Annotated in this window: 17 protein-coding genes, 2 tRNA genes, 1 rRNA gene and 1 riboswitch (1 of these 21 only partly in view); of the genes, 13 read left to right on the top strand and 7 right to left on the bottom strand. The window is 74.2% G+C overall.

The window, feature by feature from the left end:
• The first annotated feature begins 102 nt into the window (after positions 1-102).
• The 3 genes from ACSU6Z_RS13855 to ACSU6Z_RS13845 all read left to right on the top strand — a co-directional run bounded on the left by ACSU6Z_RS13855 (position 103) and on the right by ACSU6Z_RS13845 (position 4289).
• A complete protein-coding gene (locus tag ACSU6Z_RS13855) occupies positions 103-2475 on the top strand; it encodes an FG-GAP repeat domain-containing protein (protein WP_437045702.1) in 2373 nt (790 codons plus the stop codon).
• Positions 2476-2547: 72 nt separating this feature from the next.
• Positions 2548-4119: an amino acid permease gene (locus tag ACSU6Z_RS13850; RefSeq protein WP_437045700.1), complete on the top strand. Its 1572-nt coding sequence runs from the start codon at positions 2548-2550 to the stop codon at positions 4117-4119.
• Between the two features lie 97 nt (positions 4120-4216).
• Positions 4217-4289: transfer RNA gene (locus tag ACSU6Z_RS13845), tRNA-Lys, on the top strand.
• Between the two features lie 142 nt (positions 4290-4431).
• On the opposite strand, the gene ACSU6Z_RS13840 is transcribed toward ACSU6Z_RS13845, so the two are convergent.
• On the bottom strand, positions 4432-4692 hold the full coding sequence (locus ACSU6Z_RS13840) for a GntR family transcriptional regulator (RefSeq protein WP_437045699.1): 261 nt from the start codon (positions 4690-4692) through the stop codon (positions 4432-4434).
• Positions 4693-5086: 394 nt separating this feature from the next.
• On the opposite strand from ACSU6Z_RS13840, the gene ACSU6Z_RS13835 reads away from it, so the two are divergent.
• The 5 genes from ACSU6Z_RS13835 to ACSU6Z_RS13815 all read left to right on the top strand — a co-directional run bounded on the left by ACSU6Z_RS13835 (position 5087) and on the right by ACSU6Z_RS13815 (position 10321).
• A complete protein-coding gene (locus ACSU6Z_RS13835; protein ID WP_437045698.1) occupies positions 5087-6217 on the top strand; it encodes a dihydrofolate reductase family protein in 1131 nt (376 codons plus the stop codon).
• 185 nt (positions 6218-6402) lie between these two features.
• Positions 6403-6476 (top strand) — tRNA-Met (locus ACSU6Z_RS13830).
• 222 nt (positions 6477-6698) lie between these two features.
• The gene (locus ACSU6Z_RS13825) at positions 6699-7844 is read left to right on the top strand and encodes a PP2C family protein-serine/threonine phosphatase (RefSeq protein ID WP_437045696.1); all 1146 of its coding nucleotides are present in this window, start codon (positions 6699-6701) and stop codon (positions 7842-7844) included.
• Between the two features lie 253 nt (positions 7845-8097).
• Positions 8098-8255: riboswitch (cyclic di-AMP (ydaO/yuaA leader) on the top strand.
• Positions 8256-8267: 12 nt separating this feature from the next.
• Positions 8268-9305, top strand: coding sequence for a M23 family metallopeptidase (locus tag ACSU6Z_RS13820; RefSeq protein WP_437045694.1), 1038 nt, complete (start codon positions 8268-8270; stop codon positions 9303-9305).
• 71 nt (positions 9306-9376) lie between these two features.
• Positions 9377-10321: an aldo/keto reductase gene (locus tag ACSU6Z_RS13815; RefSeq protein WP_437045693.1), complete on the top strand. Its 945-nt coding sequence runs from the start codon at positions 9377-9379 to the stop codon at positions 10319-10321.
• Positions 10322-10513: 192 nt separating this feature from the next.
• On the opposite strand, the gene ACSU6Z_RS13810 is transcribed toward ACSU6Z_RS13815, so the two are convergent.
• The 4 genes from ACSU6Z_RS13810 to ACSU6Z_RS13795 all read right to left on the bottom strand — a co-directional run bounded on the left by ACSU6Z_RS13810 (position 10514) and on the right by ACSU6Z_RS13795 (position 15628).
• Positions 10514-11914: a PrsW family intramembrane metalloprotease gene (locus tag ACSU6Z_RS13810; protein ID WP_437045692.1), complete on the bottom strand. Its 1401-nt coding sequence runs from the start codon at positions 11912-11914 to the stop codon at positions 10514-10516.
• A 50-nt stretch (positions 11915-11964) separates the two neighbouring features.
• Positions 11965-12777: a tRNA (guanosine(46)-N7)-methyltransferase TrmB gene (gene trmB, locus ACSU6Z_RS13805; protein ID WP_437045691.1), complete on the bottom strand. Its 813-nt coding sequence runs from the start codon at positions 12775-12777 to the stop codon at positions 11965-11967.
• Positions 12778-12916: 139 nt separating this feature from the next.
• Positions 12917-14131 carry an L-2-hydroxyglutarate oxidase gene (gene lhgO / locus ACSU6Z_RS13800; RefSeq protein WP_437045689.1) on the bottom strand — a complete coding sequence of 405 codons (1215 nt, stop codon included), beginning with the start codon at positions 14129-14131 and terminating at the stop codon, positions 12917-12919.
• 72 nt (positions 14132-14203) lie between these two features.
• Positions 14204-15628 (bottom strand): MFS transporter, encoded by a 1425-nt coding sequence (locus ACSU6Z_RS13795; RefSeq protein ID WP_437045687.1) that lies wholly within the window; start codon positions 15626-15628, stop codon positions 14204-14206.
• A gap of 711 nt (positions 15629-16339) precedes the next feature.
• Here ACSU6Z_RS13795 and ACSU6Z_RS13790 point away from each other — a divergent pair.
• Complete coding sequence (locus ACSU6Z_RS13790) at positions 16340-18517, top strand: asparagine synthase-related protein (protein ID WP_437045686.1); 2178 nt, start codon at positions 16340-16342, stop codon at positions 18515-18517.
• A gap of 322 nt (positions 18518-18839) precedes the next feature.
• On the opposite strand, the gene ACSU6Z_RS13785 is transcribed toward ACSU6Z_RS13790, so the two are convergent.
• Positions 18840-19724 carry a TetR/AcrR family transcriptional regulator gene (locus ACSU6Z_RS13785; protein WP_437045684.1) on the bottom strand — a complete coding sequence of 295 codons (885 nt, stop codon included), beginning with the start codon at positions 19722-19724 and terminating at the stop codon, positions 18840-18842.
• A gap of 378 nt (positions 19725-20102) precedes the next feature.
• On the opposite strand from ACSU6Z_RS13785, the gene ACSU6Z_RS13780 reads away from it, so the two are divergent.
• On the top strand, positions 20103-21479 hold the full coding sequence (locus ACSU6Z_RS13780; RefSeq protein ID WP_437045682.1) for an NAD(P)/FAD-dependent oxidoreductase: 1377 nt from the start codon (positions 20103-20105) through the stop codon (positions 21477-21479).
• A 173-nt stretch (positions 21480-21652) separates the two neighbouring features.
• Positions 21653-23302 carry an ATP-binding SpoIIE family protein phosphatase gene (locus ACSU6Z_RS13775; RefSeq protein ID WP_437045680.1) on the top strand — a complete coding sequence of 550 codons (1650 nt, stop codon included), beginning with the start codon at positions 21653-21655 and terminating at the stop codon, positions 23300-23302.
• Positions 23303-23323: 21 nt separating this feature from the next.
• Here ACSU6Z_RS13775 and ACSU6Z_RS13770 read toward each other — a convergent pair whose 3' ends face one another.
• Positions 23324-24589 (bottom strand): MFS transporter, encoded by a 1266-nt coding sequence (locus ACSU6Z_RS13770; protein WP_437050298.1) that lies wholly within the window; start codon positions 24587-24589, stop codon positions 23324-23326.
• A 153-nt stretch (positions 24590-24742) separates the two neighbouring features.
• Between ACSU6Z_RS13770 and ACSU6Z_RS13765 the strand changes: the two genes are divergently transcribed.
• Entirely contained in the window at positions 24743-25291 is a 549-nt protein-coding gene (locus ACSU6Z_RS13765; RefSeq protein WP_437045679.1) for a MarR family winged helix-turn-helix transcriptional regulator, read from the top strand.
• A 645-nt stretch (positions 25292-25936) separates the two neighbouring features.
• Positions 25937-26154 (top strand): 16S ribosomal RNA (locus ACSU6Z_RS13760); it runs 1309 nt beyond the window's last position.

The following is a 26154-nucleotide window of genomic DNA, read 5'->3' as shown; positions in this document are numbered from 1 at the left end:
CGAGGGACGGGGCGTGGCGGCGGGGGCCGAGGATCTCGCCGCGACCGGTGGTGCCGGAGCGCGGTGCACGCTTCCCCTCGTACGCATGGGGAGGGACTCGCCTTGGTTCGACATGTCCTCGTACGCCGCTCGCGCGCCAAACGCGCGGCCGTCGCCGTCGCGGCGTCCGTGGCGCTCGCCGCCGGGCTGAGCCCGGCCCTGTCACCGGCGTCGGCGGCGGAGGCGCCGCGGGAGACGGTGGTGCCGGCGGCGCTGCGCTACGACCACCTGGGGGGCCGGCTGCTCCACAACGACCCCACGACCGGCCGGTACGGCGCCGGGGAACAGGGCTTCTTCCACAGCATGGAGGGGCACGAGGGCACCGTGTGGACGCGTTACTCGGACGGCAGGACCGTTCCCGCGCCCCCGCAGGAGGGCGTCACGTCCGTCAAGAGCACGAGCAGCGACATCCTCGCCTACCGCTACAAGGACGGCCGCATCGTCCTGTGGAACGCGGCCGACGGCACGACTCGGACGTTCCGCCTTCCCGAAGGCCACACGGACACGGGGGTTTCCTACGGGACCACCGCCGTCAGCGCCCACGACCGAGTCCCCGGGGACACCACGAGCCGCGTCTTCCACCTGTGGGCCGTGGGAGAGGACGGGGCCGCGACCGGCACGGAGGTCACGGGAGTGCCGGCCGGCATGCGGCTGGGCATGCCGCGGGGAGCCGACGACGAGAGCATCCTCTTCGTGGGGCGGCTGGACGGCACCACCCGCATCGTGGAGGTCGACCGGGCCACCGGACGGGTCAGGAACTGGACCCGGGCCCTGCCGACGGACTACTACTACGCCCAGCTCTCGCCCGCGCACATCGTCCTGCACGCCGGTGCGGGCCGTCCCGACGTCCTCGTGGTGCCCCGTACGGACCTGTCGGCGGACCCGGTCACGGTCACCCTGCCCGGCGACCACGCCCCGGCGAGCGACCTCACCGTGGTCGGCGACTGGCTGGTCCACCGGCCCGCCTCGGCCCAGGCCGTGCAGGCCGTGCCGATCGCGGGCGGTGCGCCGGTGACCCTGCTCGGCGTCTCCGACTCCGGCGTGGCCGCCACCCCGGCCGGTGCCGCCCTCGCCGTCGGCCGCACTCCGGGGATGGACGACTGGGGTGTGCACCGCATCCGTCCGGGCGCCGGCGGCGGCGCTCCCGTGGTCGAGCAGGTCAAGTCGCTGGGCAGGCCGCCGATACCGATCCAGGGGCTGTCCCTGGACCACGGCCGGCTCGTCGTCGCGGAGTACACCGGTCCTGGGCTGCGGCACGACTTCGTCCGCACGGTCGCCGCGACGGGGACACCCGAGTTCGGTGAGCGCAGTGCGTTCCGGCCCTCCGGATTCGGGATGGGCGGCTGCCCGGGCGAGGGCGGCACCTGCACCCCGATCCACGGCATGGCGGACGGCCGTGTCGCCTGGCTGGAGTCCGGCACCCCGCCGCACGTCAGTGTCCGGGCCGACGGGGCCGGCGAGTACGACGGCTGGGAGCGGACCACGCTTCCCGAGGGCGGGCGGATCACCGACGTCTCCGGCGAGTACCTGATCTACGCGACGCCCAAGCTGCTGTACGTCCAGCGGGCGGGTGACGACCGGGTGGCCTGGCCGGAGGGCGCGTCGCGGGTCGCCCGCCCCGCGACCGTCCTGCGCGCCGCGGGCGCCGCCGCCCTCTCCGGCGACCTGCTGTGGACCGCGGGCCGCACTCCCGGCAGCGTCACCGCCTACAACCTGTCCACGAGGAAGACCACCGAGACCCTCACCACCGACGCCGGCTGCGAGCCCACCGAACTCCAGGCGCTGGGCCGCTGGCTGTACTGGACCTGCGACGGCCGGGCCGGGGTGTACGACCGTACGGCGAGGAAGTCCGTCCCGGTCCCGGCGCACGAGGCGAAGCTCGGCGACGGCTACGTCGTCACGCACGACCGGCGGGCCGGGAAGTTGACCCTCACCACGGTCACCGGCGGGGCTCCCGCGAGCCGGGTGATCGGCGACCTGCCCGACACCGGCGTCTCGCAGCGCGACCTGCGCTGGACCGTCGACGAGTCCGGTCCGAACGCCGCCTACGTCGACGCGCAGGAGCGGGTCCACCTCGTACCGTCCGGCGTTCCGCAGCAGCCGCTGCGTCCGCTGGAGGCGGCCCGGAACGCCGCGTCCGTCACACGCCGCGAACACGACACCGTTCCCGGCACCCTGACCACCGTGCTGCTGTCCAAGCCGTCGGCGAGCTGGCGGCTGACCGTGCGCAGCGAGGCGACCGGCAAGGTGGTCGACACCCGGGACGGCGGTGCCGCCCGGGGCCTGCTGAGCGTCGGCTGGCACGGCAACCAGCGGGTGCCCACCGGGGAGGCGGCCCTGCCCGCCGGCTCCTACGACTGGACGCTGTCCGTCGCCCCCGCGGACGGCGTCGGCGCTCCGCTGGAGGTGCGGGGCACGGTCCGGCTGGTGCGCTGACCGGTCCGCGGCCGCCGTTTCCGGCAGGCGAGTGACGCATGTCACGCCCCCGGCGAGGGAATCGCTGGGGGCATGACGGATGACGGCAAGGCCGGCGGGCTGTCGGACGAGGAACGGCTGGCCCAGCTCGGCTACACCCAGGTCCTGGCCCGCCGCATGTCGGCGTTCTCCAACTACGCGGTCTCCTTCACGATCATCTCGGTCCTGTCGGGCTGCCTGACCCTCTACCTCTTCGGCATGAACACGGGCGGCCCCGCCGTGATCACCTGGGGCTGGGTCGCCGTCGGCCTGATGACGCTGTTCGTCGGGCTGGCGATGGCCGAGATCTGCTCGGCGTACCCGACCTCGGCGGGCCTGTACTTCTGGGCGCACCGGCTGGCGCCCGCCCGGACGGCCGCGGCCTGGGCCTGGTTCACGGGCTGGTTCAACGTGCTGGGCCAGGTGGCCGTGACGGCCGGCATCGACTTCGGCGCCGCGTCCTTCCTCGGCGCCTACCTGAACCTCCAGTTCGGCTTCGAGGTCACCCCCGGCCGCACCGTCCTGCTCTTCGCGGCGATCCTGCTCCTGCACGGCCTGCTGAACACCTTCGGCGTCCGCGTCGTCGGCCTGCTCAACAGCGTCAGCGTGTGGTGGCACGTCCTGGGCGTGGCGGTCATCGTCGGCGCGCTCGCCCTCGTCCCCGACCGGCACCGGCCCGCATCCTTCGTCTTCGGCGAGTTCGTGAACAACACCGGCTGGGACAGCGGCGCGTACGTCGTCCTGCTCGGCCTGCTGATGGCCCAGTACACCTTCACCGGCTACGACGCCTCCGCCCACATGACGGAGGAGACGCGGGACGCGTCCACCGCCGGGCCGAAGGGCATCGTCCGCGCCATCTGGACCTCCTGGATCGCGGGGTTCGCCCTCCTGCTCGGCTTCACCTTCGCCATCCGGTCCTACGAGGGCGCCCTGAACTCCCCGACCGGTGCCCCGCCCGCCCAGATCCTGCTCGACGCGCTCGGCGCGACCGCCGGGAAGCTGCTGCTGCTCGTCGTCATCGGTGCCCAGCTCTTCTGCGGCATGGCCTCGGTGACGGCCAACAGCCGCATGATCTACGCCTTCTCCCGCGACGGGGCGCTGCCCTTCTCCCGCCTCTGGCACACGGTGAGCCCGCGCACCCGCACCCCGGTCGCCGCGGTGTGGCTGGCGGCGGGGGGAGCGCTGGTGCTGGGACTGCCGTACCTGATCAACGTCACGGCCTACGCCGCGGTCACCTCCATCGCCGTGATCGGCCTCTACATCGCCTACGCCGTCCCGACCCTGCTGCGCGTCCGCAAGGGCGCCGCCTTCGAGCGCGGCCCCTGGCACCTGGGCCGCTGGTCGCGGGCGGTGGGCGTGGTGGCCGTGGCCTGGGTCGGCTTCATCACCGTCCTGTTCATGCTGCCCCAGGTGTCCCCGGTGACCCGGGAGACCTTCAACTACGCCCCGGTCGCCGTCCTCGTCGTCCTGGGCTTCGCCGCGACCTGGTGGCTGGCGTCGGCCCGGCACTGGTTCCTCGTCCCCGGCCATGCCCGTGCCCGGGCCGGGGCACGGGCGGGGGAGGCGCCCCGCGCGGACGCGTCCGGGCCGGCCGGCGGGCGGGCCGACGATCCGGTCGATCCGTGACGGATGCCCCTTGTCCGGCCCGTGACACGGCCGTGTCCCCGATACCCGATCGGAGACGCGGCCGGGTCCGGCTATGCTCGGGGTGGCACCCGTGCCTGGGCCCTTAGCTCAATTGGCAGAGCAGTGGACTTTTAATCCATTGGTTGTGGGTTCGAGTCCCACAGGGCCTACCGCTCGGCCCCCGGTCAGACGTCATCCGACCGGGGGTCGAAGTCGTTCCGACATCACCGGCTCCACCGGCGCTCCACCGAAGTGCACGCGGTCGCACGGGGGTTGGCTCCGGGAGGGGCGAGGGGCCGCGCGGGGAGCGCGTCAGCCGGCGGTCCCGTCCTCGTTCCGGGGTGAGTCGTTCGGCGGCTGCTCCACGACGTAGGACCCCTTGCCGCGCACGGTGACGACGAGACCTCGTCCGCGCAGTTCCTGCGCGGCTCGTCGTGCGGTGAGCCGCGCGACTCCGTACTCGTCGGCGAGGTGGTTCCCCGACGGGATGGGCCTGTCCGGCGCCGGCTCTCCCGACCCGATCTTCTCGGCGGTGGGATCGGCCGGTTGGACGCGGAGCGGTCCCGCGCCCAAGGGCTCCAGGACGGTCGGGCGCTCCGTATCGCTGATGTGGCCAAGCCAGGCATCTGCGCAGCTACACGTTCGAGTGGATCCCTCTTATATGCAGAGGGCTATATGGATGCCTGGCCTGAACCACGTGAGGACCCGGCGAGGTGGCCGGACCGGAGGCCAGGCAGCTCGCCGTCGGAACGGACGTGCTCGGCAGCGCCCGCGAGGTGCTGGCGGACCCCCTGTCCCCCGACGCCGAGGCGCGCTACGCCGCGATCCGGCTCTCCGAGTGCCTGGCCGGCGTCCTGAGGGTGGCGGAGTCACGCGGCCGGCGGCTGCCCGCGGCCGACGGGGACCGGGGGCGTCCCCGTAGCGTTGTCCTGCCGTCCGCACCGCTCGACCCCCCCGGAGCCCGCCGATGCCCCTGCCGTACGTCCTGCTCTCCGCCGCCGTCTCCCTCGACGGGTACCTGGACGACGCCGGCCCGGAGCGCCTGCTGCTGTCCGGCCCGGACGACTTCGACCGGGTCGACGAGGTACGGGCGTCCGCCGACGCGATCCTGGTGGGGGCCGGCACGATCCGGGCCGACAACCCGCGGCTGCTCGTCAACTCGCCCGAGCGGCGGGCGGCCCGGATCGCCGCGGGGAAGCCGGAGTTCCCGTCGAAGGTGGCGGTCAGCGGGTCGGGGGAGCTGGACCCGGGTGCGTTGTTCTGGCACACGGGCGGCGACAAGGTCCTCCTCACCACGGACCGGGGCGCCCGGACGGCGCGCGCGCTCGGCATCGCCGCCGACGTCGTCGCGCTCGGCGACCGGCTCGACTGGCGGGCGGCGCTGGAGCACCTGCACGACGAGCGCGGGGTGCGGCGGCTGATGGTGGAGGGCGGCGGGACCGTCCACACGCAGCTGCTGCAGCGGCAGCTCGCCGACGAACTCCAGCTGGCGCTGGCGCCGCTGATCGTCGGTGACCCGGAGGCGCCCAGGCTGTTCGGGCCCGGCGCCTACCCGGGCGGGCGGATGCGGCTGGTGGAGACGCGGCGGATCGGGGACGTCGTGCTTATGAGGTACCGGCCGACGGCCCCCGGGGCGGGCACCGCCGAGGCGGCCGCCGACCGGTACTGGCTCGGCCTCGCCTGCGAACTGGCGGCGCAGTGCCCGCCCTCCCGGACCGCGTTCAGCGTGGGGGCGGTGGTGGTCGCCGCCGACGGCACCGAACTCGCCCGCGGCCACTCCCGGGAGGGCGGGGACCCGGTGGTGCACGCGGAGGAGGCGGCCCTGGCCAAGACCGACCCGGCCGACCCGCGGCTCGCGACCGCCACGGTGTACAGCAGCCTGGAACCCTGCGCCCGCCGCGCCTCCCGGCCCGCCCCCTGCGCCCGGCTCATCCTCGACGCGGGGGTGCGGCGCGTGGTGACGGCCTGGCGCGAACCCGACACCTTCGTGCCCGGGGCCGACGGCAGCGGGGTGCTCACCGCCCAGGGCGCCGCCGTCGTCGTCCTCCCCGAGTTCGAGGAGCGGGCCAAGGCGCCCAACCGGCACCTGACCGGCTGACCGGCCGACCCCCGGTGGGCCGATCGGCCGTCCGGCACCGGCGGCCCCTCGGTCGCGTGGGAGACCCCGACCCACGCGGACAACCCGGGAGAGTGAAAACCCCAGGTGAGGAGGGGGCCGGAGGAGGCGCCGGAAACCCGTGTGCGGGACGGCCCCGGAAATGGGGTACTCTTGAGACACAACGACGCGGGGTGGAGCAGCTCGGTAGCTCGCTGGGCTCATAACCCAGAGGTCGCAGGTTCAAATCCTGTCCCCGCTACTGAAGGCCGACGGCCGGAATCCGACAGGGTTCCGGCCGTCGGTGCGTTCGCGGACGCTTCCCGCCCCCTCGGCCCCGTCCCGTCCCCCGCGCCCCTCGTACGGTCATCCGGTCGGCCCTCCCGGCTCGCTCCCCGCCCCCGCGCCGGGAACCCTGGACGGACGGGACAGGGCGGACGGCGACGGCGTGGGCGCGAGCCGCGGAACCGGTGGGAGACGAGTGGTGCGGCCTGGCGACGTGGACGAGGGGCCGCACGGCGGTGCCGGACCCGTGCCGCCGGGTGGTGGTGAGGGGCGGCCGGGCTCCCGGCTCCAGGCGTTCGTACGGCCCCTCCCCGTGCTGCTCCTCGTCATCGGCGTGCTGTACGACTGCCTCACCCCCCGCCCCTTCACCGCGTCCCCCCTCTTCGCCGCCGCGCCCCTGGTCGCGGCCCCGCTCTTCTCCCGGCGCGCCACCCTGCTCACCGGCCTCGCCTCCGTCGCCGCCGTGCTCGGCATCCACCTGGGCTTCGGCGACCTGGCGCGGATCGACGCGCTCACCGAGCTGGTCACCGTGGCGACGGTCGCCGCGCTCGCCGTGCTCATCAACGGCCTCGTCCGGCGCACCGACAGGCGCCTGGCCTCCACCCGCGAGATCGCCGAGGCGGCGCAGCGGGCGGTGCTGCCCGAACCCGCCGAACGGATCGGCGGGTTCGAGATCGCGGCCCGCTACGAGGCGGCGCAGGCGGACGCGTTCATCGGCGGTGACCTGTACGCCGTGCAGGACAGCCCGCACGGTGTCCGGCTCGTCGTCGGGGACGTGCGCGGCAAGGGCATGGGCGCGGTCGCGGCCGTCGCCGTGGTGATCGGGGCGTTCCGGGAGGCCGCCGAGCAGGAGGCCACGCTGGAGGCGGTCACCCAGCGGCTGGAGCGGGCGCTGGCCCGCGAGGGCGCCCGGCGCGAGGGGATCGACGCCTTCGAGGGGTTCATCACCGCCGTCCTCGCCGAACTCCCGCACGGCGACGGGACCGTCCGCATCGTCAACCGGGGGCATCCGCCGCCCCTGCTGCTGTACGCCGACGGCACCCTGCGCCCGCTGCCGCCCGCCCGGGAGGCCGCGCTGCCGCTCGGCATGGGCGAACTCGGCGTCTGGCCCGACCGCGCCGACGAAACCGCCTTCCCCGGCGGCGCCACGCTGCTCTTCCACACCGACGGCCTGTCCGAGGCCCGCGACGCCCGCGGCGTGTTCTACGACCCGGCCGCCCGGCTCGCCGGCCGTACCTTCCGCCACCCCGCCGACCTGCTGGCGGCGCTCGCCGACGACGTGCGCCGGCACTCCGGGGGCGGCATGACCGACGACATGGCGCTGCTCGCCGTACGGCGTTCCTGACTCCGTACGGCGTCGCCACGGATGGTGACGGGGTGGCCGCCCTCCGCATAACAACTGACATACCATCAGGTCTCGTGTGATGCGAGAAGTGTGGCTGAAGGGCGGTCAACTAGCCCGTAATGATACGTTAGTGACCTGTTCGCCCCCCTGGAAATCTTTAACGATCAAGAGGAACGGCTTGGAATACGCGCCTCGCGTCTATTAACGTTCGATAACGCAGCGCGGTCGTCCCGGCCGTCACAGGAGACGGCTCCGCGCGCACGCGCCGAATCCCGTCAGGGAACCGGGGAACCACCACCTTGGGGTGAATCGGGCGTACGCCGCCGTGGAGACACGGCAGGTATACGCGCGTAGGAGACCTTCCTGCTCCGAACCCGTCAGCTAACCCGGTAGGCGGAGAAGGAAGGAAAGGAGCGCGCCCACGTGGCGTCCAACCGGCCTGCCCCCGAGGCCCCGTTCACGCCGAGCCGGCATGACACCGACACCCTCGGCCCCGGCGGCCCCCTCCCCGGCGAGGGCCCCTTCGAGGAGTGGAACCCCACCGCGGAGTCCGTCCGCGCCGTGCGCGGCCGGCACCGCGTCGTCAAGCAGCGCGGCGGACTCGCCCGCAGCTCCACCGTCCTCGGCGTCGGTGTCATCGCCGCCGTCGGCGCGGGCGGCATGGCCGGCGCGCAGTCCGGCAAGCCGCCGGTGTCGATCACCATGCCCGACCTGTCGTCCGTGGGCTCGCTCGTCGCGGACGACGAGGAGGAGGCCGCGGCACAGACCCCGGCCGCCCCGCTCAGCGGCATCGGCACGGCCTCCGCCGGCACCGGGCAGGGCACCGCCGACCCCGGCGAGGCACTGCGGGCCCGGATCATGGCGCAGGCCGAGCAGCAGCAGGACCAGGCCGAGAGCGAGGCCCTCGCCGCCGCCGCCCGCGCCGCCGAGGAGGAGGCCGCGCGGGCCGCCGCCGAGGCGGAGCGGGAGGCCGAGGCCAAGGCCGCCGCCGAGAAGGCGAAGGCGGAGGAGGAGGCCCGCAAGAAGGCCGAGGCCGAGCGGCTCGCCGCGCTCGCCCGCCAGTACGCGCTGCCGACCTCCTCGTACACCCTCACCTCCACCTTCGGGCAGGCCGGCCCGTACTGGTCCTCCGGCCACCACACCGGCCTCGACTTCGCCGCCCCCACGGGCACGCTGATCAAGGCCGTGCACAGCGGCACGATCACCTCGGCCGGCTGGGACGGCTCCTACGGCTACAAGACGGTGCTCACCCTCGACGACGGCACGGAGATCTGGTACGCCCACCAGTCCTCCATCAGTGTCAGCGTCGGCCAGAAGGTCTCCACCGGGGACGTGATCGGACGCGTCGGCGCCACCGGGAACGTCACGGGCGCGCACCTGCACCTGGAGGTGCACCCCGAGGGATCCGCCTCCGGCGTGGACCCGGCGGCCTGGCTGCGGAGCAAGGGGCTCACCCTCTGAGGACGGGGCGGGACGGCCGGGCCGGCGGGTCCACGGAATAGGTGTACTCGCCACCGGTGTTGTGGAGGAGCATGACTCCTCTTCGCAAGCTCGGCTCCTCCGACCTGGAGGTCTTCCCGCTCGCCCTCGGCGGCAACGTCTTCGGCTGGACCGCCGACGAGGCGGCCTCCTTCGCCGTCCTCGACGCCTACACGGCCGCCGGCGGCAACTTCGTCGACACCGCCGACTCCTACTCCGCGTGGGTCGACGGCAACAGCGGCGGCGAGTCCGAGACCCTCATCGGCAAGTGGCTCAAGGCCCGCGGCAACCGCGCCGACGTCGTGATCGCCACCAAGGTCAGCCAGCACCCCGAGTACCCGGGCCTGTCCGCGGCCAACATCAAGGCCGCCGCCGACGCCTCCCTGCGCCGCCTGGGCACCGACCACATCGACCTCTACTACACCCACTTCGACAAGCCCGAGGTGCCGGTGGAGGAGATCATCGGCGCCCTCGACGAGCTGGTGAAGGCGGGCAAGGTGCGGCACATCGCCGCCTCCAACATCTCCGCCGAGCGGCTGCGGGCCTCCCTGGACTTCTCCGAGCGGGAGGGACTCGCCCGGTACGTGGCGCTCCAGCCCCACTACAACCTCGTCTCGCGCGACACCTACGAGGGCGAGCTCCAGGACGTGGCCCGGCGGGCGGGGCTCGCCGCCGTCCCGTACTACGCCCTCGCCTCCGGGTTCCTCACCGGCAAGTACCGGCCCGGCACCACCGTCGACAGCCCGCGGGCGGGCGGGGCCGCGCAGCACCTGCGGACCGAGCGCGGGCAGCGGGTCCTCGCCGCCCTCGACGAGATCGCCCAGGCCCACGACGCGCCGGTGGCCACGGTCGCCCTGGCGTGGCTCGCCGCCCAGCCGACGGTGGCCGCGCCGATCGCGTCCGCCCGGACCGTGGAGCAGCTTCCGGCACTGCTGGGAGTGGCGGAGCTGACCCTGACGGAGGCGGAGCTCGGCAGGCTGTCGGAGGCGTCCGCCTGACGGAACGGTCCGGGGGCGCCCGGCGGCCGTCCAGGGCCTCTCGTTCGGATCATGCCGGGCTCGCGGGGCCTGGTGCCGTGCCTCGCCGCGTTGTCGTCGGTTGCCATGGCTCCGCCATGGCGCCCTCCTCCGCCTTGCGATGCACGGCACCAGGTCCCGCTCCCTGATCCGACCTGATCCAAACGAAAGACCCTACGTGCGGTACGGGTTGTACTGGGGATACGGGTGGGGCTGCGGCGGCTGGGCGTGGGGCTGCGGCGGCTGCGGGTGGGGGTGCGGCCGGTACGGGGCCGTCGGGCCGTACGCCGTCCAGGGGGCCGGCGCCACCATGACCGGGGGCGGGGGCGCGGTGACCCGTGCGGCGTGGTCCAGCGCCGGGCGGGCCACCGCGTGGCGGCTCCACAGCTCCCGCAGCAGCTCCCCCTCCCGCACGGCGAAGTCGGCGCCCGCCCGGCCCCGGCGGCCCCGGTGGCGCAGGAACGCCAGCGAAGTCGCGTACGCCTCGTACTGCGCGACCGACCGCGCCGCCGCCTTCCCGGCGTGGTGCCGGGCGTACTCCCGGGCGATGCGGCGCGCCCGCATCGAGCCCAGCGCGAACGGTTCGGCCGGGGTCAGCCAGCCGGCCGCGACATAGGGCGGCAGTTCGGTCCGCACCGTCCTCAGCTCACGCTGCCGCGTCCAGATCACCAGCCACGTCAGCAGGCCGAACGCCGGCACCATGAACGCCGCGTACACCGCGAAGAAGCCGTAGCCGCCGAGGGCGGCCGAGCCGTTCCACAGCGCGTGCATGCCCATCGCGAGCAGCAGCCCGGCCGAGGGGAACAGCACCCGGCGGACCGGACGGCGGTCCGCGGAGAGCGCGGCGGCGCCGAAGCCGATGCCGGTGAGCACGGTGAACAGCGGATGCGCGAACGGCGACATCACGACGCGCACGAAGAAGGTCGCCGCCGTGACGGAGGCGACGCCGGTGCCGCCGGTGAGCTGGTCGGTGCCGAAGGCGGTGCCCAGGTAGAGGATGTTCTCGGTGAACGCGAAGCCGGTGGCGGTGACGCCGGCTATGACGACGCCGTCCACGATCCCCGTGAAGTCCCGTCTGCGGAAGAGGAAGACCAGCAGGACGGCGGCGGCCTTCGCGGACTCCTCGACGACCGGGGCTATGACGGTGGCGCCGAGGGTGTCGGCGCCTTCCGGGTCGGCGGTCGCGGTCGCTATCCACCGGGTGGCGAAGCTGTTGGCGACGATCGCGATGAGCGCGGCGGCGCAGGCGCCCCAGGCGAAGGAGAACAGCAGGTTGCGCCAGGGGCCGGGTTCGACGCGGTCCAGCCAGCGGAACGCGGCGATCAGCAGGGGGACCGGCAGGACGGCGAGGGCGAGGCCGACCAGGAACCCCCGCGTGCCGGTCTCCTCGCGGACCAGGGCCAGGATGACGAGGCCGGAGAGGGCGAGGAGGGTGGTGGGCGCGCCGTAGCGCACCCAGGGGCGTTGCCACCAGTGCGGGTGCGCGCTCCGCAGGGGGCCGCCCGGCGGGCTGTTCGGCGGGCCGCTCGGCGGGCCGCTGGGGTACGTCGTCGGGTGCGGGGGACAGGTGGCCACGGCATCGACCCTAACGAGGCGGGAGGCGCCGTCGCAGGGAGCAGCCGACTTCAGGCGCCGGTGGGGGACTGGTTCCGGTGGACGCGGCGGAAGAGCAGGTCGTTCACCACGTGTCCCTTGTCCAGTCCCTGGCCCTCGAAACGGGTGAGGGGGCGGTAGGCGGGACGCGGCGCGAAACCGCCGTCCGGCCGGGTGTTCTCGTAGTCGGGGTGCGCGGTGAACACCTCGAGCATCTGCTCGGCGTACGGCTCCCAGTCGGTGGCGCAGTGCACGATCGCCCCCGGCTTGAGGCGGGTCGCGGCGAGGGTCAGGAACTCCGGCTGGATCAGCCGGCGCTTGTGGTGCCGCTTCTTGGGCCAGGGGTCGGGGAAGTAGACGCGGAGCCCGTCGAGGGAGTCCGGGGTGAGCATCTCGCGCAGCAGGATGATCGCGTCGCCGTTGCCGACGCGGATGTTGGACAGACCGTTCCGTTCGGCGAGGTTGAGGAGGTTGCCCTGGCCGGGGGTGTGGACGTCGACGGCGAGGATGTTGGTGTCCGGGTCGGCGGCGGCCATCTGGGCGGTGGCCTCGCCCATGCCGAAGCCGATCTCCAGGACGACGGGGCGGGTGTTGCCGAAGAGTTCGGCGAGGTCGAGGACGCGCTGCCCGTCGATGTCGAGGCCCCACGTGGGCCAGAGCCGCTGCAGCGCGTCGGCCTGTCCCGCGGTCACGCGGCTGCGACGTGGCTGGAAGCTCCGGATCCGCCGTTCGAAGTGCGAGCCGGCCGGGTCGGCCTTCGGGCCTTCCGGGAAACGGGGCTCGCCCTTGGGGCGGGAGGGGGCGGGGGGCTGGGGAGCCTCGGGGGCGTTACGGGAGTCAGACACAGTGGGGCCGATTTTACGGGGGTGGGGGCGGCGGGGCCTGTGCCGTGCGTTCCGCGGGGGAGGAGGTGCCGTGCGTTCGGCGGGGGAGGAAGAGGGGAGAGGGGCGGAGGGGGAGGGGAAGGAGGGCTGCGGCGCCGGGTCAGGTACGGCCCAGGGCCGCCAGCGCCCGTCTCGCCACCTCCCTGCCGATCGGCAGGGACGCCGTCGCCGCGGGGGACGGCGCGTTCAGGACGTGCACCGCGCGGGCGCCCTCCCGGATCAGGAAGTCGTCGACCAGGGTCCCGTCCGGCAGGACGGCCTGGGCCCGTACGCCCGCCGCCGCCGGCACCAGGTCGTCCTCGGTCACGGCGGGCAGCAGCCTGCGCACCGCTTCGGTGAAGGCGACCTTGGACAGGGAGCGCCGCAGCTCGCCGGCGCCGTGGCGCCAGTGGCGCCGGGCGATGTGCCAGGAGCCCGGCCAGGTGAGGGTGGACGCCAGCTCGCGGGGGCGGACCGTGCTCCATCCGTAACCCTCGCGGGCCAGGGCCGGGACCGCGTTCGGGCCGATGTGCACGCCGCCGTCGACGCCCCGCGTCAGGTGCACCCCGAGGAAGGGGAACGCCGGGTCCGGCACCGGGTAGACCAGGCCCCGCACGAGGTCGGGCCGGGCCAGTTCGTAGTACTCGCCGCGGAACGGCACGATGCGCATGCCGGGGTCGTCCCCCGTCATCCCGGCGATCTCGTCGCAGTACAGACCGGCGCAGTTCACCAGGACGCGGGCGCGGACGATGTCGCCGGAGCGCGTGAGCGCGGCGACCCCGAGGGCCGGTCTGCGGTCGATGCGGACCACCCGGGCGCCGTAGCGGACGTGCGCGCCGGAGGACTCGGCCAGCTGCCGGGCGACGGCGGTGTAGTCGCAGACCCCGGTGGTGCCGACGTGTATCGCGGCCAGGCCGCGGACCTCCGGCTCGTACTCCGCGATCTGGGCCGGACCCAGCTCCCGTACCGGTATGCCGTTCTCCCGGCCGCGCTGCACGAGCGCGTGCAGGCGGGGCAGCTCCGCGCGGTCGGTGGCGACGATCAGCTTTCCGGTGACGGCGTGCGCGATGCCGTACTCCGCGCAGAACTTGATCATCTCCGTGGCGCCCCGCACCGCGTAGCGGGCCTTGAGGGAGCCGGGGCGGTAGTAGATGCCGCTGTGGACGACGCCGCTGTTGCGGCCCGTCTGGTGGTGGGCCGGGCCCGGTTCCTTCTCCAGGACCGTGACCCGGGTGCCGGGCGCGGCGTGGGTGATCGCGTACGCCGTCGACAGGCCGACGATCCCGCCGCCGATCACCAGCACGTCGCAGTCGTCAGCGGCTCTCTGTCGCGCCACCTGCTCCACCTCCCGGGTCCGATAGTGCACTGCGCCACTGACAATGCCTCCAAACCCGGGCGGGCGGTGCGGTCAGGCCGGGGCCATGAGCAGGGGGCGGGCGCGTTCGCGCAGCTCGACGACGCGCGGCTCGTCGCCGTAGGGCTCCAGGCGGTGCAGGAGGTCCTTGACGTACTCGGTGGTGCGGGCGGAGGAGATGCGCCCGGCGACCTCGACCGCGCGCACGCCCTGCTCGCAGGCCGCGTCCAGGTTGCCCGACTCCAGTTCGGCGACCGCCGACACCACCAGGCGCAGGCCGTGGGAGCGGACGTACTCCTCGGTCGGCCTGGAGAGGGCCTGCTCGGTGAAGCGGCGGACCTGGCGGGGGGCCTTCAGGTCGCGGTAGCACTCGGCGGCGTCGGCGGCGAAGCGGTCGTAGGAGTAGAAGCCGAGCCACGTCGGGTCGTGGTCGCCGGGGCGGGCCCGCTCCAGCCAGCTCTCGGCGGCCTTCAGGGCCGCGCCCGCCGCCTGGGCGTCACCCGCGCGCGCGTGGGCACGGGCCTCGACCAGGCGGAAGAAGCTCATCGTGCGGGCCGTGGCCAGGCCGCGGTTGCGCTCCAGGGCGGCCTGCGCGAGGTCGACGCCCTCGTCGCCGAAGCCGCGGTAGGTCGCCTGGAGCGACATGGAGGCCAGCACGTAGCCGCCGAGCGGGACGTCGGCCGCCGCGCGGGCCAGGCGCAGGGCCTGGATGTAGTAGCGCTGGGCCGCCTCCTGCTGGCCGGTGTCGAAGGCCATCCAGCCGGCGAGCCGGGTCAGTTCGGCGGCGGCGCCGAACAGGGCGCGGCCGACCTCGTCGGAGTAGGAGCCGAGCAGCAGGGGCGCGGCCTCCACGCGCAGGCATTCGGGGACCATCGACGAACGCCAGTCCCCGCCGCCGTACTTGGAGTCCCAGCGGCGGGCGTCCTCGGCGGCCTCCCGCAGCTTCTGCACATCGCTGTGGCCGACTTTGAGCGGCGTGCCGGGGCCCTCCGCCGGGCCCGCCTCGCGCGCCACCGAACTGTCGGCCGGGGTTATCAACCAGCGCGACGCGGGCGTCGCGTATGCGCTCACCGCGAACGATCCGGCCAGCGACTGCCAGATGCCGCCCGAGCCCGTGCGGCGGCCGGCGAGGTCGAGGCGGTACAGCTCCGTGGCGGACTTGACCGCCTGCCCGACGTCTCGGGGGAAGGCGAGGCCCACCTCGGGCGCGGGGTCCGCGTCCGCCAGGCCGATCTCGTGGAGCGGCACCGGGCGGCCGAGCTTCTGGCTGATGGCGGCGGCTATGAGGTGCGGCGCCGCGCCCTGGGGCACCATGCCCTTCGACACCCAGCGCGCCACCGACGTCTTGTCGTAGCGAAGCGTCAGGCCGCGCTGGGCGCCGAGGTCGTTGACGCGCCGGGCGAGGCCCGCGTTCGAGATTCCCGCGAGGGCGAGAACGGCGCCGAGCTTCTCGTTCGGCCCGCGTTGCTCCCTGGACATGCGCCACCCCTCGACACAGACGGCTGCCGCGCTGGCATAACCGTGCGGCATTCGTAAACCCAGCGTAGTTCGCCGAATCCCAAGCGTTAAGGGGCCCTGTTCCGGATGGCGGGATTGTGGTCCGTGCTCAAGTGCGGCTTCTGTACGGACTGTTGCCGTGTGCTCCCGGTGTGTGGCCGTGCGCCCGGCCGTGCGCTCTCCTCCGGTCGCCGGGGGAGCGCTTCCATGGCTCCTGCGTGGGTCGGCCCGCTGTACTGGATCCAGTGGGCTGGGGGACACCGCCGCCTCCATCCCCGCGGGCGGCGGACCGGTCCGGGAGGCGTGCCGCGCCTCCCGGACCGTGCGCCCGTCGAGGGCGTGCGGAGCCTGCGCGAAGCGTGTTCGAACACGCTCCGTGTCCATGATTTGGCTGAAAATAGACCCGACGGGTTCGGGGGTGTTGCCGTGTTCACCACGGCACTTGGTGGCGCATCAGGCGACGAAGGGGCGTGCTCAAGGGGCGCATTCACGCCGTGATGTGGTGCGGCGGAGCGCGGCGGGGAGCACTGCCGGGCGATGGCCGGGCGCCCCGGGGGCTCACGGGGGCAGCCGCGGGGGCGCATTCACGGGAGCGCGAGCGGCTCCGCCGGACCTTCGGCGCGTGCCCTTCATGGCAGCATGGGGAACCAGTTCGTACGGTGCACTGGTTGTCCACGGCCTGCGGAGGCGTCGATGCGGTGGTTGGTGGGATGGAGCAGCACCGCCGCGGGGGCCGCCGGCGTCGCCGGGCCCGGCTCCGCGGGAGCCACCGGATACGACGGCGAGGCCGTACAGCCCGTGGGCGCCCAGCTCCTGTGGGGCGACCCCGATCCGCTGTGGGCGGTCGGCGACTGGCGCCCCGACGAGGTGCGCGTCGTCCAGGCCGACGCGCTGACCCGGATCGCCGTCCTCGGCATCTGCGGGGCGACGGACGAGCAGCTGCGCGTCGCCCTGTTCGCCGCGCGCGGGGGCGCGCTGCGCCACCTGACCGCCTGGCCCGGCAGTTACACGGCCGTCGTCCAGGTGGGGCGGAGGATCACCGTGTGCGGCGACCTCGCCGGTGCGCGGCCCGTGTTCCACACCCCCTGGGCGGGCGGCACGGCGTACGCGACGGCCGCGCTGCCGCTGGCCGACCTCGTCGAGGCCAACCTCGACTTCGGGTACCTCGCCGCGCTGCTGGCCACCCCCGACGTACCGGCCGCGCTGGGCGACGCCACCCCTTACGACGGCGTGAAGCGCGTTCCGCCGGGGCATGCGCTGATCCTGCGCGCCGGGGCCCGGGAGGTCACCGGGTACGAGCCGGTCGCCTCCCTGGCGGTGGCCGCGCCTCCGGCCGACCCCCGCAGCGCGGTGGACGGCGTGCGGGAGGCGCTCGTGGAGGCCGTGCGGACCCGGCTCGCCGCGCCCCGGCACGTCCCCGGGTACCCCGGTGACGGCCTCGACCCCGGGCCCGTGCCCGGGATGGGACCCGCCGACCGGCGCGCCGCGCGCGGGATGCCGGCCCCGGGGATCGGGGCGGACCTGTCGGGCGGACCGGCCTCCGGCACGCTGGCGCTGCTCGCGGCGGGACTGCCCGGCAGACCCGGGACCGTGCTCGGGCACGGTGGCACGGAGGCGGGCGAACGGCTGCTGGCCGTCACCTTCAACGACCTGGCCGTCGGCGGGCGGGAGGCCGAGCTGGAACGGGCGGGGGCGCTGGCCGCCGGCCCCCGGCTGCACCACGTGGTGGTGACCGGGGGCGAGGAGACGCTGCCGTACGCCGACCTGGACGGACCGCTGACGGACGAACCCGCGCCGTGCCTGGTGTCGGCGGCACGGCACCGGGCGCGACTGGCGGCCGGGAGCGCGGACCACTTCACGGGGCACGGCGCGCGGCAGGTGCTGGACGCGCATCCGGCGCGGCTGGCCGACCTGCTGATGGACCGCAAACGGCGCCACGTCGTGCGGCCGGTGGCCGCCCTGGCGAAGGCCGACGGCTCGGTGGTGGGCTCGATGACGGTCCCCGCGCGCGTGTACGTCGCGGCGCGGCGGCTGGCGCGGACGCCGTACCGGGCGGGACTGGAGGATCTCGCCGAGCGGCTGCTGCGGAGGCGGTTCGAGGAGCCGGGGGGCGGTGCCGGGTGGCCCGGGGGCGGGCCGGACGGTGCCGGTGGCGGCGCGGTGGAGGCGTCGCTCGCCGCACTGACCTGGGGAAGACCCGGCCCTGCGGCGCGGTGGCTGACCGGGGAGGCGCTGGCCGAAGTATCGGTTCGCCTGCAGGCGGCGACGCAGCGGTCCGGGCTGGGGCCGGGGCAGCGGCCGGGCGACTTCCGCGCGCGTGCGGCGCTGGCGCGGCAGGCGGCCCGGGTGCGGGTGCTGGAGCAGGCCGCCGAGGTCCGCTTCCAGCGGCTGCACGCGCCGTTCCTCGACAACCAGGTCGTCCGCGCGTGCCGGGCCCTGCCGGAGTCGCTGCGGGTACGGCCGGGGGCGCGCGCGACGATACTGCGTACGGTGCTGGAGGGCGCCGGGGTGAGCGGGCTGCCGCCCGGCTGGGGGGCGCCGACACAGGAGGTGGCGGCCGCGGCGGCGCGGATGGGGCTGCGGGCGGCCGCGGACTCCCTGCTGGCGCTGTTCGAGACGCCGCTGCTCGCGGAGGCGGGGCTGGTCGAGGCGAGGGTGGTGCGCAAGGCGCTGCGGGGGGCCGCGGCGGGGGAGCCGCTGCCGCTGGACGGGCTGGCCGACCTGGTCTCCCTGGAGCTGTGGCTCCGGCGCCTCCTGGCGCGGCGGGGCACCTGCTGGACGGGCACGGCCGGCCGCCAACGCGCGGTGCCGGCGGGGATCGCGCCGCAGCGGGGGGCGCTGGGGGCGGGGGCCGTGGTGCGGCGGGGGTGAGGCTTCGCCCGCGGGTGGGGCGGGGTGCCCGCGGTGGCGGGGCGGACGCCCCCGGCACGGTCCCTCCCGCCGCGGCCGGCCGCGGGCCCGCGGGGCACGGGCAGCGCCCCGCCGACACCGACGGAACGTCCTCGTCCGGCCCGGTGCGCCGTGGAGGACGGCCGGCCGCTGCGGCGGGCCCGGCTCCGTCCGGGCCGCGAGCGCGGCATCACCGGCGGGACCGCCGCGACGGGGGCCGTCCTCCTCACCGCCGCGACGGGGTCGTTCCTCTCACCGTCCGGCGGTAGCCGTCCTCCTCACCGTCCGGCGGCGGCCGTCCTCCTCACGCCGGCCGCGACCGCAGCCCGTCCAGCAGGATGTCCAGCAGCCGCGCCGACGCCGCCGCCCGCTGGGCCGTGTCCGGCAGGGAGGGAGCCGCCGTCGCCATCACCAGCAGGACGTCCGACACCGACACGTCCGGCCGCAGCTCGCCCGCCGCCCGCGCCCGCTCCACCAGCTGGCCCACGACCTCCAGCAGCGCCGCCGCTCCGGCGTCGTCCGCGGCGGGAACCGGCCCCGGAGCGGCGCCGGCCACGGCCGCCGCGCCCGTGGCGCCGGAGCCACCGCCGACCGCCCGTTCCCCGGACACCGGCCGCAGCTCACCGGCGCCCGGCTGCGTCCGCTGCTGCGGCACCCGGTGCTCCCCGGGCGCGGCATCGGCACCGGGCTCGTCCGGCACCCCCACCCGCAGCACCTGCGGCGGCAGCAGCCGCCCGGCGCCCGAGGCCACCGATGCGCGCAGGAAGCGCGAGAGCGCAGACCACGGCTCGTCCTCCTGGCCGAGCGCCGCCCGCGCCTGGTCGGTCAGCCGGGAGGTCTCCTCCTCGGCGATCCGCCGCACCAGGACGTCCTTGCTGGGAAAGCGCCGGTACACCGTGCCGACACCGACCCGGGCCCGGCGCGCCACGTCCTCCATCGGCGCCCCGTACCCCAGTTCGCCGAACACCTCGCGCGCCGCCCGCAGCACGTGCTCCAGGTTGCGCTGCGCGTCCACGCGCAGCGGCGTCGTGCGCGCCGCGTCCCCGCGACCGGCGCCCCCGCCGGGCCCGGCGCCCGCGGACGGCGCGGACGGCGCGGACGCCATGGAGGGCACGGACGATACGGACGCCGCCGACTGCCCGGCCGCTCCCGGCCGCCCGGTGGTCCCATGAGAGTCCTGAACATGCATAGACAATCCCCCGGTAATGACGTCTCCCCCCGGAGACTCTCCCCGCCTGAAAGCCGGAGCGTGCGGAACGGGCCCGGCTGCCGGCCCCGCCCGTCGCGGACCCGAATGAGCGCTCATCCCCCCACACCCCGTTGGGACGAACATAGTTGAGCGTGAGTCAATTCAGAAGGGGCAGGTTCCGCACGGAGTTCCCTCCGATCGGAGTACGGATCGCGCCCCCTCCGGCCGCGCCGCTTCCCGCTCCCCGGCGCGCACGTCCTGACCTGCGCGGCTGTCGCACGGCACGGTGACCCGGCCGGCGTCGCTCCCCCGCACCCGGCGGTCACACGAATCGCCGGGCCTGTGGACAAACACAAGGGCCGGGTGCGTCATGGGAGGGTGAAGGAACGCGCGCGCATTCTCGTTGTCGGCGGCGGCTACGCCGGGATGTACACGGCCCTGCGACTCCAGCGGAAGCTGAAGGGCGAACTGCGGCGCGGGCAGGCAGAGATCACCGTCGTCACGCCCGACCCCTGCATGACGTACCGGCCGTTCCTGCCCGAGGCCGCCGCCGGCTCGCTCTCCCCGCGCCACGCCGTCGTACCGCTGCGCCGCGTCCTCGGCCGGTGCCGCGTCCTCATCGGCGAGGCCACGGCCATCGACCACGCGGCCCGCACGGCCACCGTCACCACCCCCGCCACCGAGCAGGAGGGTACGGGCGCACGGCGGCTGGAGTACGACGAACTCGTCCTCGCCCCCGGCTCCGTCGCGCGCGCCCTGCCCGTCCCGGGCCTCGCCGAGCACGGCATCGGCTTCCGGACCGTCGAGGAGGCCGTCGGCCTGCGCAACCACGTCCTGGAGCAGCTGGACATCGCCTCCTCCACCCGCGACCCCGCGCTGCGCGACGCCGCCCTCACCTTCGTCTTCGTCGGCGGCGGCTACGCGGGCGTGGCGGCCCTGGGCGAACTGGAGGACATGGCCCGCCGCGCCGCGCGCTCCTACCACAACGTCACCCGCGAGGACATGAGATGGGTGCTCGTCGAGGCCGCGGACCGGGTCCTGCCCGAGGCCTGCGGGGAACTGGCCCGCCGCGCGGTCACCGAACTGCGCCGCCGCAACGTCGACGTGCGGCTGGGGACCCGCCTGGAGTCCTGCGCGGGCCGCGTCGCCGTCCTGGGCGACGGCACCCGCTTCCCCACCCGTACGGTCGTCTGGACGGCCGGCGCCGGGCCCCATCCGCTCCTCGCCGCCACCGACCTGCCCCGCACCCCGCGCGGACGGCTGAAGTGCACTCCCCAGGTGACCGTCGAGGGCGCCCCGCACGCGTGGGCGGCCGGTGACGCCGCGGCCGTACCGGACGTCACCGCGCCCGTCCCCGGAGCCGAGTGCGCGCCCGACGCGCAACACGCCGTGCGGCAGGCCGAGGTCCTCGGCGACAACATCGCGCACGCCCTGCGCGGCGAACCCCTGACGACGTACGCCCACCGGCGCGCGGGTTCCGTCGTCTCCCTCGGCCTTTACCGGGGCGTCGCCCACGTGCGCGGGCGCGACCTGGGGGGCCGTCCCGCGTGGCTGCTGCACCGCGCCCGCCACCTCAGCCGCATGCCCACCGCCGGCCGCAAGGCGCGCGTCCTGGCCGAATGGGCCCTCTCCGGTCTCTTCGCGCGCGAGATCGTCTCCCTGGGTTCGCTCGAACACCCCCGAGCGGAGTTCGAACTCGCGGCCGGGGGAAAGCCTCCTGAGGAACCCCCGCGCAACCCGAAGGGGTCGTCCTGAACGGAGTCAGGAACTCCCCCGGCCGGGCCGGCGTCTGACGGATGACGCCGGCCCGGCCGGGCCCACTGCCAGACTGGGCCGGCACCGCGGGCGGGCCGCCGCCCACCCCCGCGGCCCCCCGGGGCCGGCCGGTCCCGGTGCCGGCCGACGACGACTACACGAGGCAAGGATTCGTGAACCTCACGAACTTCACGCGCTGGGGCGCCCGATTCCCCGGAACGCGGCGCCCCGCCGCGGGCCGAACCGGTACGACGATCTCCCCGGACCGGCCGGGGGAGAGCTCCGTGCCCACCGCACGCGCCGGACAGCCGGCCGACGAGCCACCCCCCGTACCGGCCGTCGACGACCTGCCGGCACGCGAGGTCCTCGACCACGTCCCGGCCCTCGTCGCCCTCCTGCACGGCCCCGACCACCGCATCGCCTACCTCAACGACGCCTACACCGCGGCCTTCGGCGTACGCCCCCTGGGCGGGCGGGCCCGCGAAACCCTCCTCGAACTGGACGAACTCGGCCTGTTCCCGCTGCTCGACCAGGTCCAGCGCAGCGGCCGGCCCCGCACGCTCAAGGCCCGCAAGGCCCCCGACGGCCGCTCCTACACCTTCACCTGCACCCCGGTCACCGAAGGCGACACCGGCGGCGTGCTCGTCTTCGCCACCGACGTCACCGACCACGCCGAGGCCGCCGCACGCCTGCGCGCGAGCGAACGCCGCCAGCGCGAGACGGCCGTCACCCTCCAGCGCTCCCTCCTCCCCCAGAAGCTCGAACAACCGGACGACCTGCGCATCGCCGCGACCTACCACCCCGGCGGCACGGAGGCCGCGGTCGGCGGCGACTGGTACGACGTGATCACCCTCGGCGGCGGACGCACCGCCCTCGTCATCGGCGACGTCATGGGCCGTGGCGTCCGCGCGGCGGCCGTCATGGGCCAGCTCCGCACGGCGGTGCGGGCCTACGCCCGCCTCGACCTCCCCCCGCACGAGATCCTCCAGCTCCTCGACGGCCTGGCCGCGGAGATCGACGCCAACCAGATCGCCACGTGCGTGTACGCCATCCACGACCCGAACGAGGGCCGCCTGGTGTACGCCTCCGCCGGCCACCTGCCGATCCTGGTCCGCGACGAGGGCGGCACCGTCCACCGCGCCGACGAACCCACGGGCCCGCCCCTGGGCACCGGCGGCTGGATGCACACCTCCGGCTCGGTCCCCCTCACCCCCGGCTCCACGGCCGTCCTCTACACCGACGGCCTGGTGGAGCGCCGCAACGAGGACCTGGACGAGGGCATCGCCGCCCTGGAACGCGCCCTGGCCGGCGCCACCGGCACCCCCCAGGTCGTCTGCGACCGCCTGGTCCGCTCGGCCGGCGTCGCCGCGGACCACGACGACGACGTGGCCGTCCTGGTCCTCCAGCACCCGGCCCGCACCGGCCCGGAGGGCGAACTGTTCCGCAACGCGGCCCTGGAACTGCTCGGCGGCGTGGAAGCGGCCCCCCGCGCCCGTGCCTTCGCCTCCGGCGTCCTCACCAGCTGGCGCTTCCCCACGGACCTGCACGACCTGGGCGTCATGGCCGCCAGCGAACTGGTCGCCAACTCCCTCCAGCACGGCACGCCCCCCATGCGCCTGCGCCTGCGCCGCACCGACCGCCGCCTGATCGTCGAGGTGACCGACGGCGACGACCACCTGCCCCGCCGCCGCCGCGCCGAACCCGGCGACGAGTCCGGCCGCGGCATCGCCATCGTCGCGACGATCACCTCGAACTGGGGCTGCCGGCTCACACCGGGCGGGGGAAAGGCGGTGTGGTGCGAGTTCGTCCTGCCGAACCGCTGAGGGCCGCGGCCGGACGCCCGGCTACGCGTCCGCGCGCACGGGCTCGGCGACCGGCCCGTCACCCCGCGAGACCACCCGGCTGCGCACCGCCCACGGCTGGTCCTGAGCCTGGGTGAGCAGGCGCCCCAGCCGCAGCGCCAGCACCGTGATCACCAGCGAGAACAGCAGGAACGCCACGATGTACGGCGCGTGCAGCGAGGCCCCCAGCGGACCGCCCACCGCCGGCCCGATCGCCAGCGCGAGCTGCTTCACCAGGGCGAAGGCGGAGTTGTACTGCCCGGCCATCCCGCTCGGCGCCAGGTCGGCCACCAGCGGCGCCAGCGTCGGCGACAGCATCGCCTCACCCAGCCCGAACAGCGCGTACGTCGAGATGAACGCGGCCGTCGCCATGGTCTGGCTGCCGTGCCCCAGCCCGGCGTACCCGGCCACGGCCCACGCCACGGCCCAGATCAGCCCCACGGCGGCGATCACCCGCGACCGCTTCCGCCGCTCCACGAACTTCAGCACCGCGAACTGGGCGACCACGATCATCAGCGTGTTCGCCGCCAGCGCGGTCCCCAGCGCGGACGTCGAGATCCCGGCGGCCTCGGTCCCGTACGCGCTCAGCCCCGACTCGAACTGCCCGTAGCAGGCGAAGAACAGCACGAAGCCCAGCACGCACAGCTGCACCATGGCCCGGTTGCCCAGCAACTGCTTCCAGTCCCCCCGGCCCGACTGCCCCGGCGCCTGTTCGACCCGCGGCGCACGCGGCGTCCGCACCGTCGCCATCACCACGACCAGCAGCAGGAAGATCGCCGCCTCGATCGCGAACAGCAGCGTGAACGACGACGCGCTCGACGCGTCGACCAGGTGCCCGCCGATGAGCCCGCCGACACCGAGGCCGAGGTTCTGCAGGAAGAACTGCGTCGCGAACGCCCGCGACCTCGTCTCCGTCGACGAGCAGTCCACGATCATCGTCGCGAGCGCCGGCTGCATCACGGCCTGCCCCGCGCCCAGCGCGGCGGCCGACAGCAGGACGGCGGCGGCACTGCTCGCCAGCCCCAGGGCCAGCGCCCCGACCGCGGCGGCGGCCAAGGAGGCGAGCAGCACCGGCAGCGGACCCCGCCGGACGATGGCCCGCCCGGCGAACGGCAGCACGATCAGCGCGGCCACGGCGAAGACGGCGAGCACGAGGCCCGCCGTGACGGAACCCAGCCCCCGCACCTGCGCCACGTAGACGTACAGGTAGGGGACGGTGAAACCGAGCCCGAACGCACTGAGTGCGTTGCCCACGTGGATCCGGCGCATCGCTGCGCCCTTCGCCCTGGTCACGTTCACCTCTCTCTGCTCTCTCTGCGTCACCGAAGACTGAAGCCTGAAGTCTTCGAAGATAAACTTCGAAGCTAAAGAGTACATAGTGAAGGACTTCAAGGCAAAGGCGTCACGTGCGATACTGCGCCCATGGGCGACACCTCCGGCGCCAGTGAGCCGACACTCGAAGAACAGATCGCCGCCTACCAGCGCGAGTTCCAGGACCTTGATCCCCAGGTCGAGAAGATCGTCTCGGCGCTCTCCCGCCTGAACCGCCGGATGAACGTCGCCTACGGCCGCCAGACCGCCGCCCTCGGCATCAGCAACGCCGAGTGGGAGGTCCTGAAGGCGCTCGTCCTCTCCGGCGCCCCTTACCGGATGGGCCCCGGTGACCTCGCCAAGCGCCTCGGTCTGACCCCCGCCGCCATGACCCACCGCATCGACCGCATGGTCACCGAGGGCCTGGTCACCCGGGAGCGCGACGAGTCCAATCGCGTCCGCGTCATCGTCGAGCTGACCCAGGAGGGCCGGGAGAAGTGGCTGGAGGCCATGCGCCTCGCCACGGTCTTCGAGGAGGACCTCCTCCAGGACCTGTCCCCGGAGGAGCGGACGGCCCTCGGCGAGGTCCTCACCCGCCTCCTGCGCAGGGTGGAGCACGCCCAGCCGGACGCCGACGGCCGGCTCAGCGACCTGGATTAAAAGATCTTGACAGCGTTGCTTGACAGCCCCCTGCCCGATCCGTAAGGTTCTTCGGGTTGCCACGGGGCCGTAACGGTTCTGCGGCAGCACCTCCCGCCGCCGAGAGCGGCACTCAAACCACCAGCACGATCCTCCCGCCGGGGTGTTTTCGACATGCTCGAATTCAATTCCGGTAGGAACTCGACGCTCCGCTTGAGTCCAACGACTCGATTGGGAATCGCCGGGAAGATCCGCTAAGGTTTGAGACGTCGGAACGGCCCAAGGGCCGGGAAGACAACTCCCGCTGACTGGGAATCAGGCCCGAAAGGATCTGATAGAGTCGGAATCGCCGGAAAGGGAAACGCGGAAGCGGGAACCTGGAAAGCGCCGAGGAAATCGGATCGGGAAACGATCTGATAGAGTCGGAGACACCGAAGGGAAGCGCCCGGAGGAAAGCCCGAGAGGGTGAGTACGAAGGAAGCGTCCGTTCCTTGAGAACTCAACAGCGTGCCAAAAGTCAACGCCAGATATGTTGATGCCCCGTCCGTCGGATCTTTCCGATGGTCGAGGTTCCTTTGAAAAATCACAGCGAGGATGCTGTGTGCGGGGGGATTATTCCTCCTCTCGCACCGCTCTCGTGTGTGTCGCCCCGAGTACGGGGAAGCATTCACGGAGAGTTTGATCCTGGCTCAGGACGAACGCTGGCGGCGTGCTTAACACATGCAAGTCGAACGATGAAGCCCCTTCAGGGGTGGATTAGTGGCGAACGGGTGAGTAACACGTGGGCAATCTGCCCTGCACTCTGGGACAAGCCCTGGAAACGGGGTCTAATACCGGATACGAGTTTCACGGGCATCCGTGAGGCTGGAAAGCTCCGGCGGTGC

The organism is Streptomyces sp. enrichment culture (assembly GCF_964273145.1).
In the GTDB taxonomy this organism is placed as follows: domain Bacteria; phylum Actinomycetota; class Actinomycetes; order Streptomycetales; family Streptomycetaceae; genus Streptomyces.
The sequence above is the reverse complement of the archived record's forward strand: the minus strand, read 5'-3'. Positions and strand labels throughout refer to the sequence as shown.

Excerpts from the sequence above, each read along its gene's own strand:
- ACSU6Z_RS13790 (WP_437045686.1), top strand. The coding sequence starts at position 16,340 with ATGCGGTGGTTGGTGGGATGGAGCAGCACCGCCGCGGGGGCCGCCGGC.
- ACSU6Z_RS13835 (WP_437045698.1), top strand. The coding sequence starts at position 5,087 with ATGCCCCTGCCGTACGTCCTGCTCTCCGCCGCCGTCTCCCTCGACGGG.
- ACSU6Z_RS13815 (WP_437045693.1), top strand. The coding sequence starts at position 9,377 with ATGACTCCTCTTCGCAAGCTCGGCTCCTCCGACCTGGAGGTCTTCCCG.
- ACSU6Z_RS13770 (WP_437050298.1), bottom strand. The coding sequence starts at position 24,589 with ATGCGCCGGATCCACGTGGGCAACGCACTCAGTGCGTTCGGGCTCGGT.
- ACSU6Z_RS13765 (WP_437045679.1), top strand. The coding sequence starts at position 24,743 with ATGGGCGACACCTCCGGCGCCAGTGAGCCGACACTCGAAGAACAGATC.
- ACSU6Z_RS13850 (WP_437045700.1), top strand. The coding sequence starts at position 2,548 with ATGACGGATGACGGCAAGGCCGGCGGGCTGTCGGACGAGGAACGGCTG.
- ACSU6Z_RS13785 (WP_437045684.1), bottom strand. The coding sequence starts at position 19,724 with ATGCATGTTCAGGACTCTCATGGGACCACCGGGCGGCCGGGAGCGGCC.
- ACSU6Z_RS13795 (WP_437045687.1), bottom strand. The coding sequence starts at position 15,628 with ATGTCCAGGGAGCAACGCGGGCCGAACGAGAAGCTCGGCGCCGTTCTC.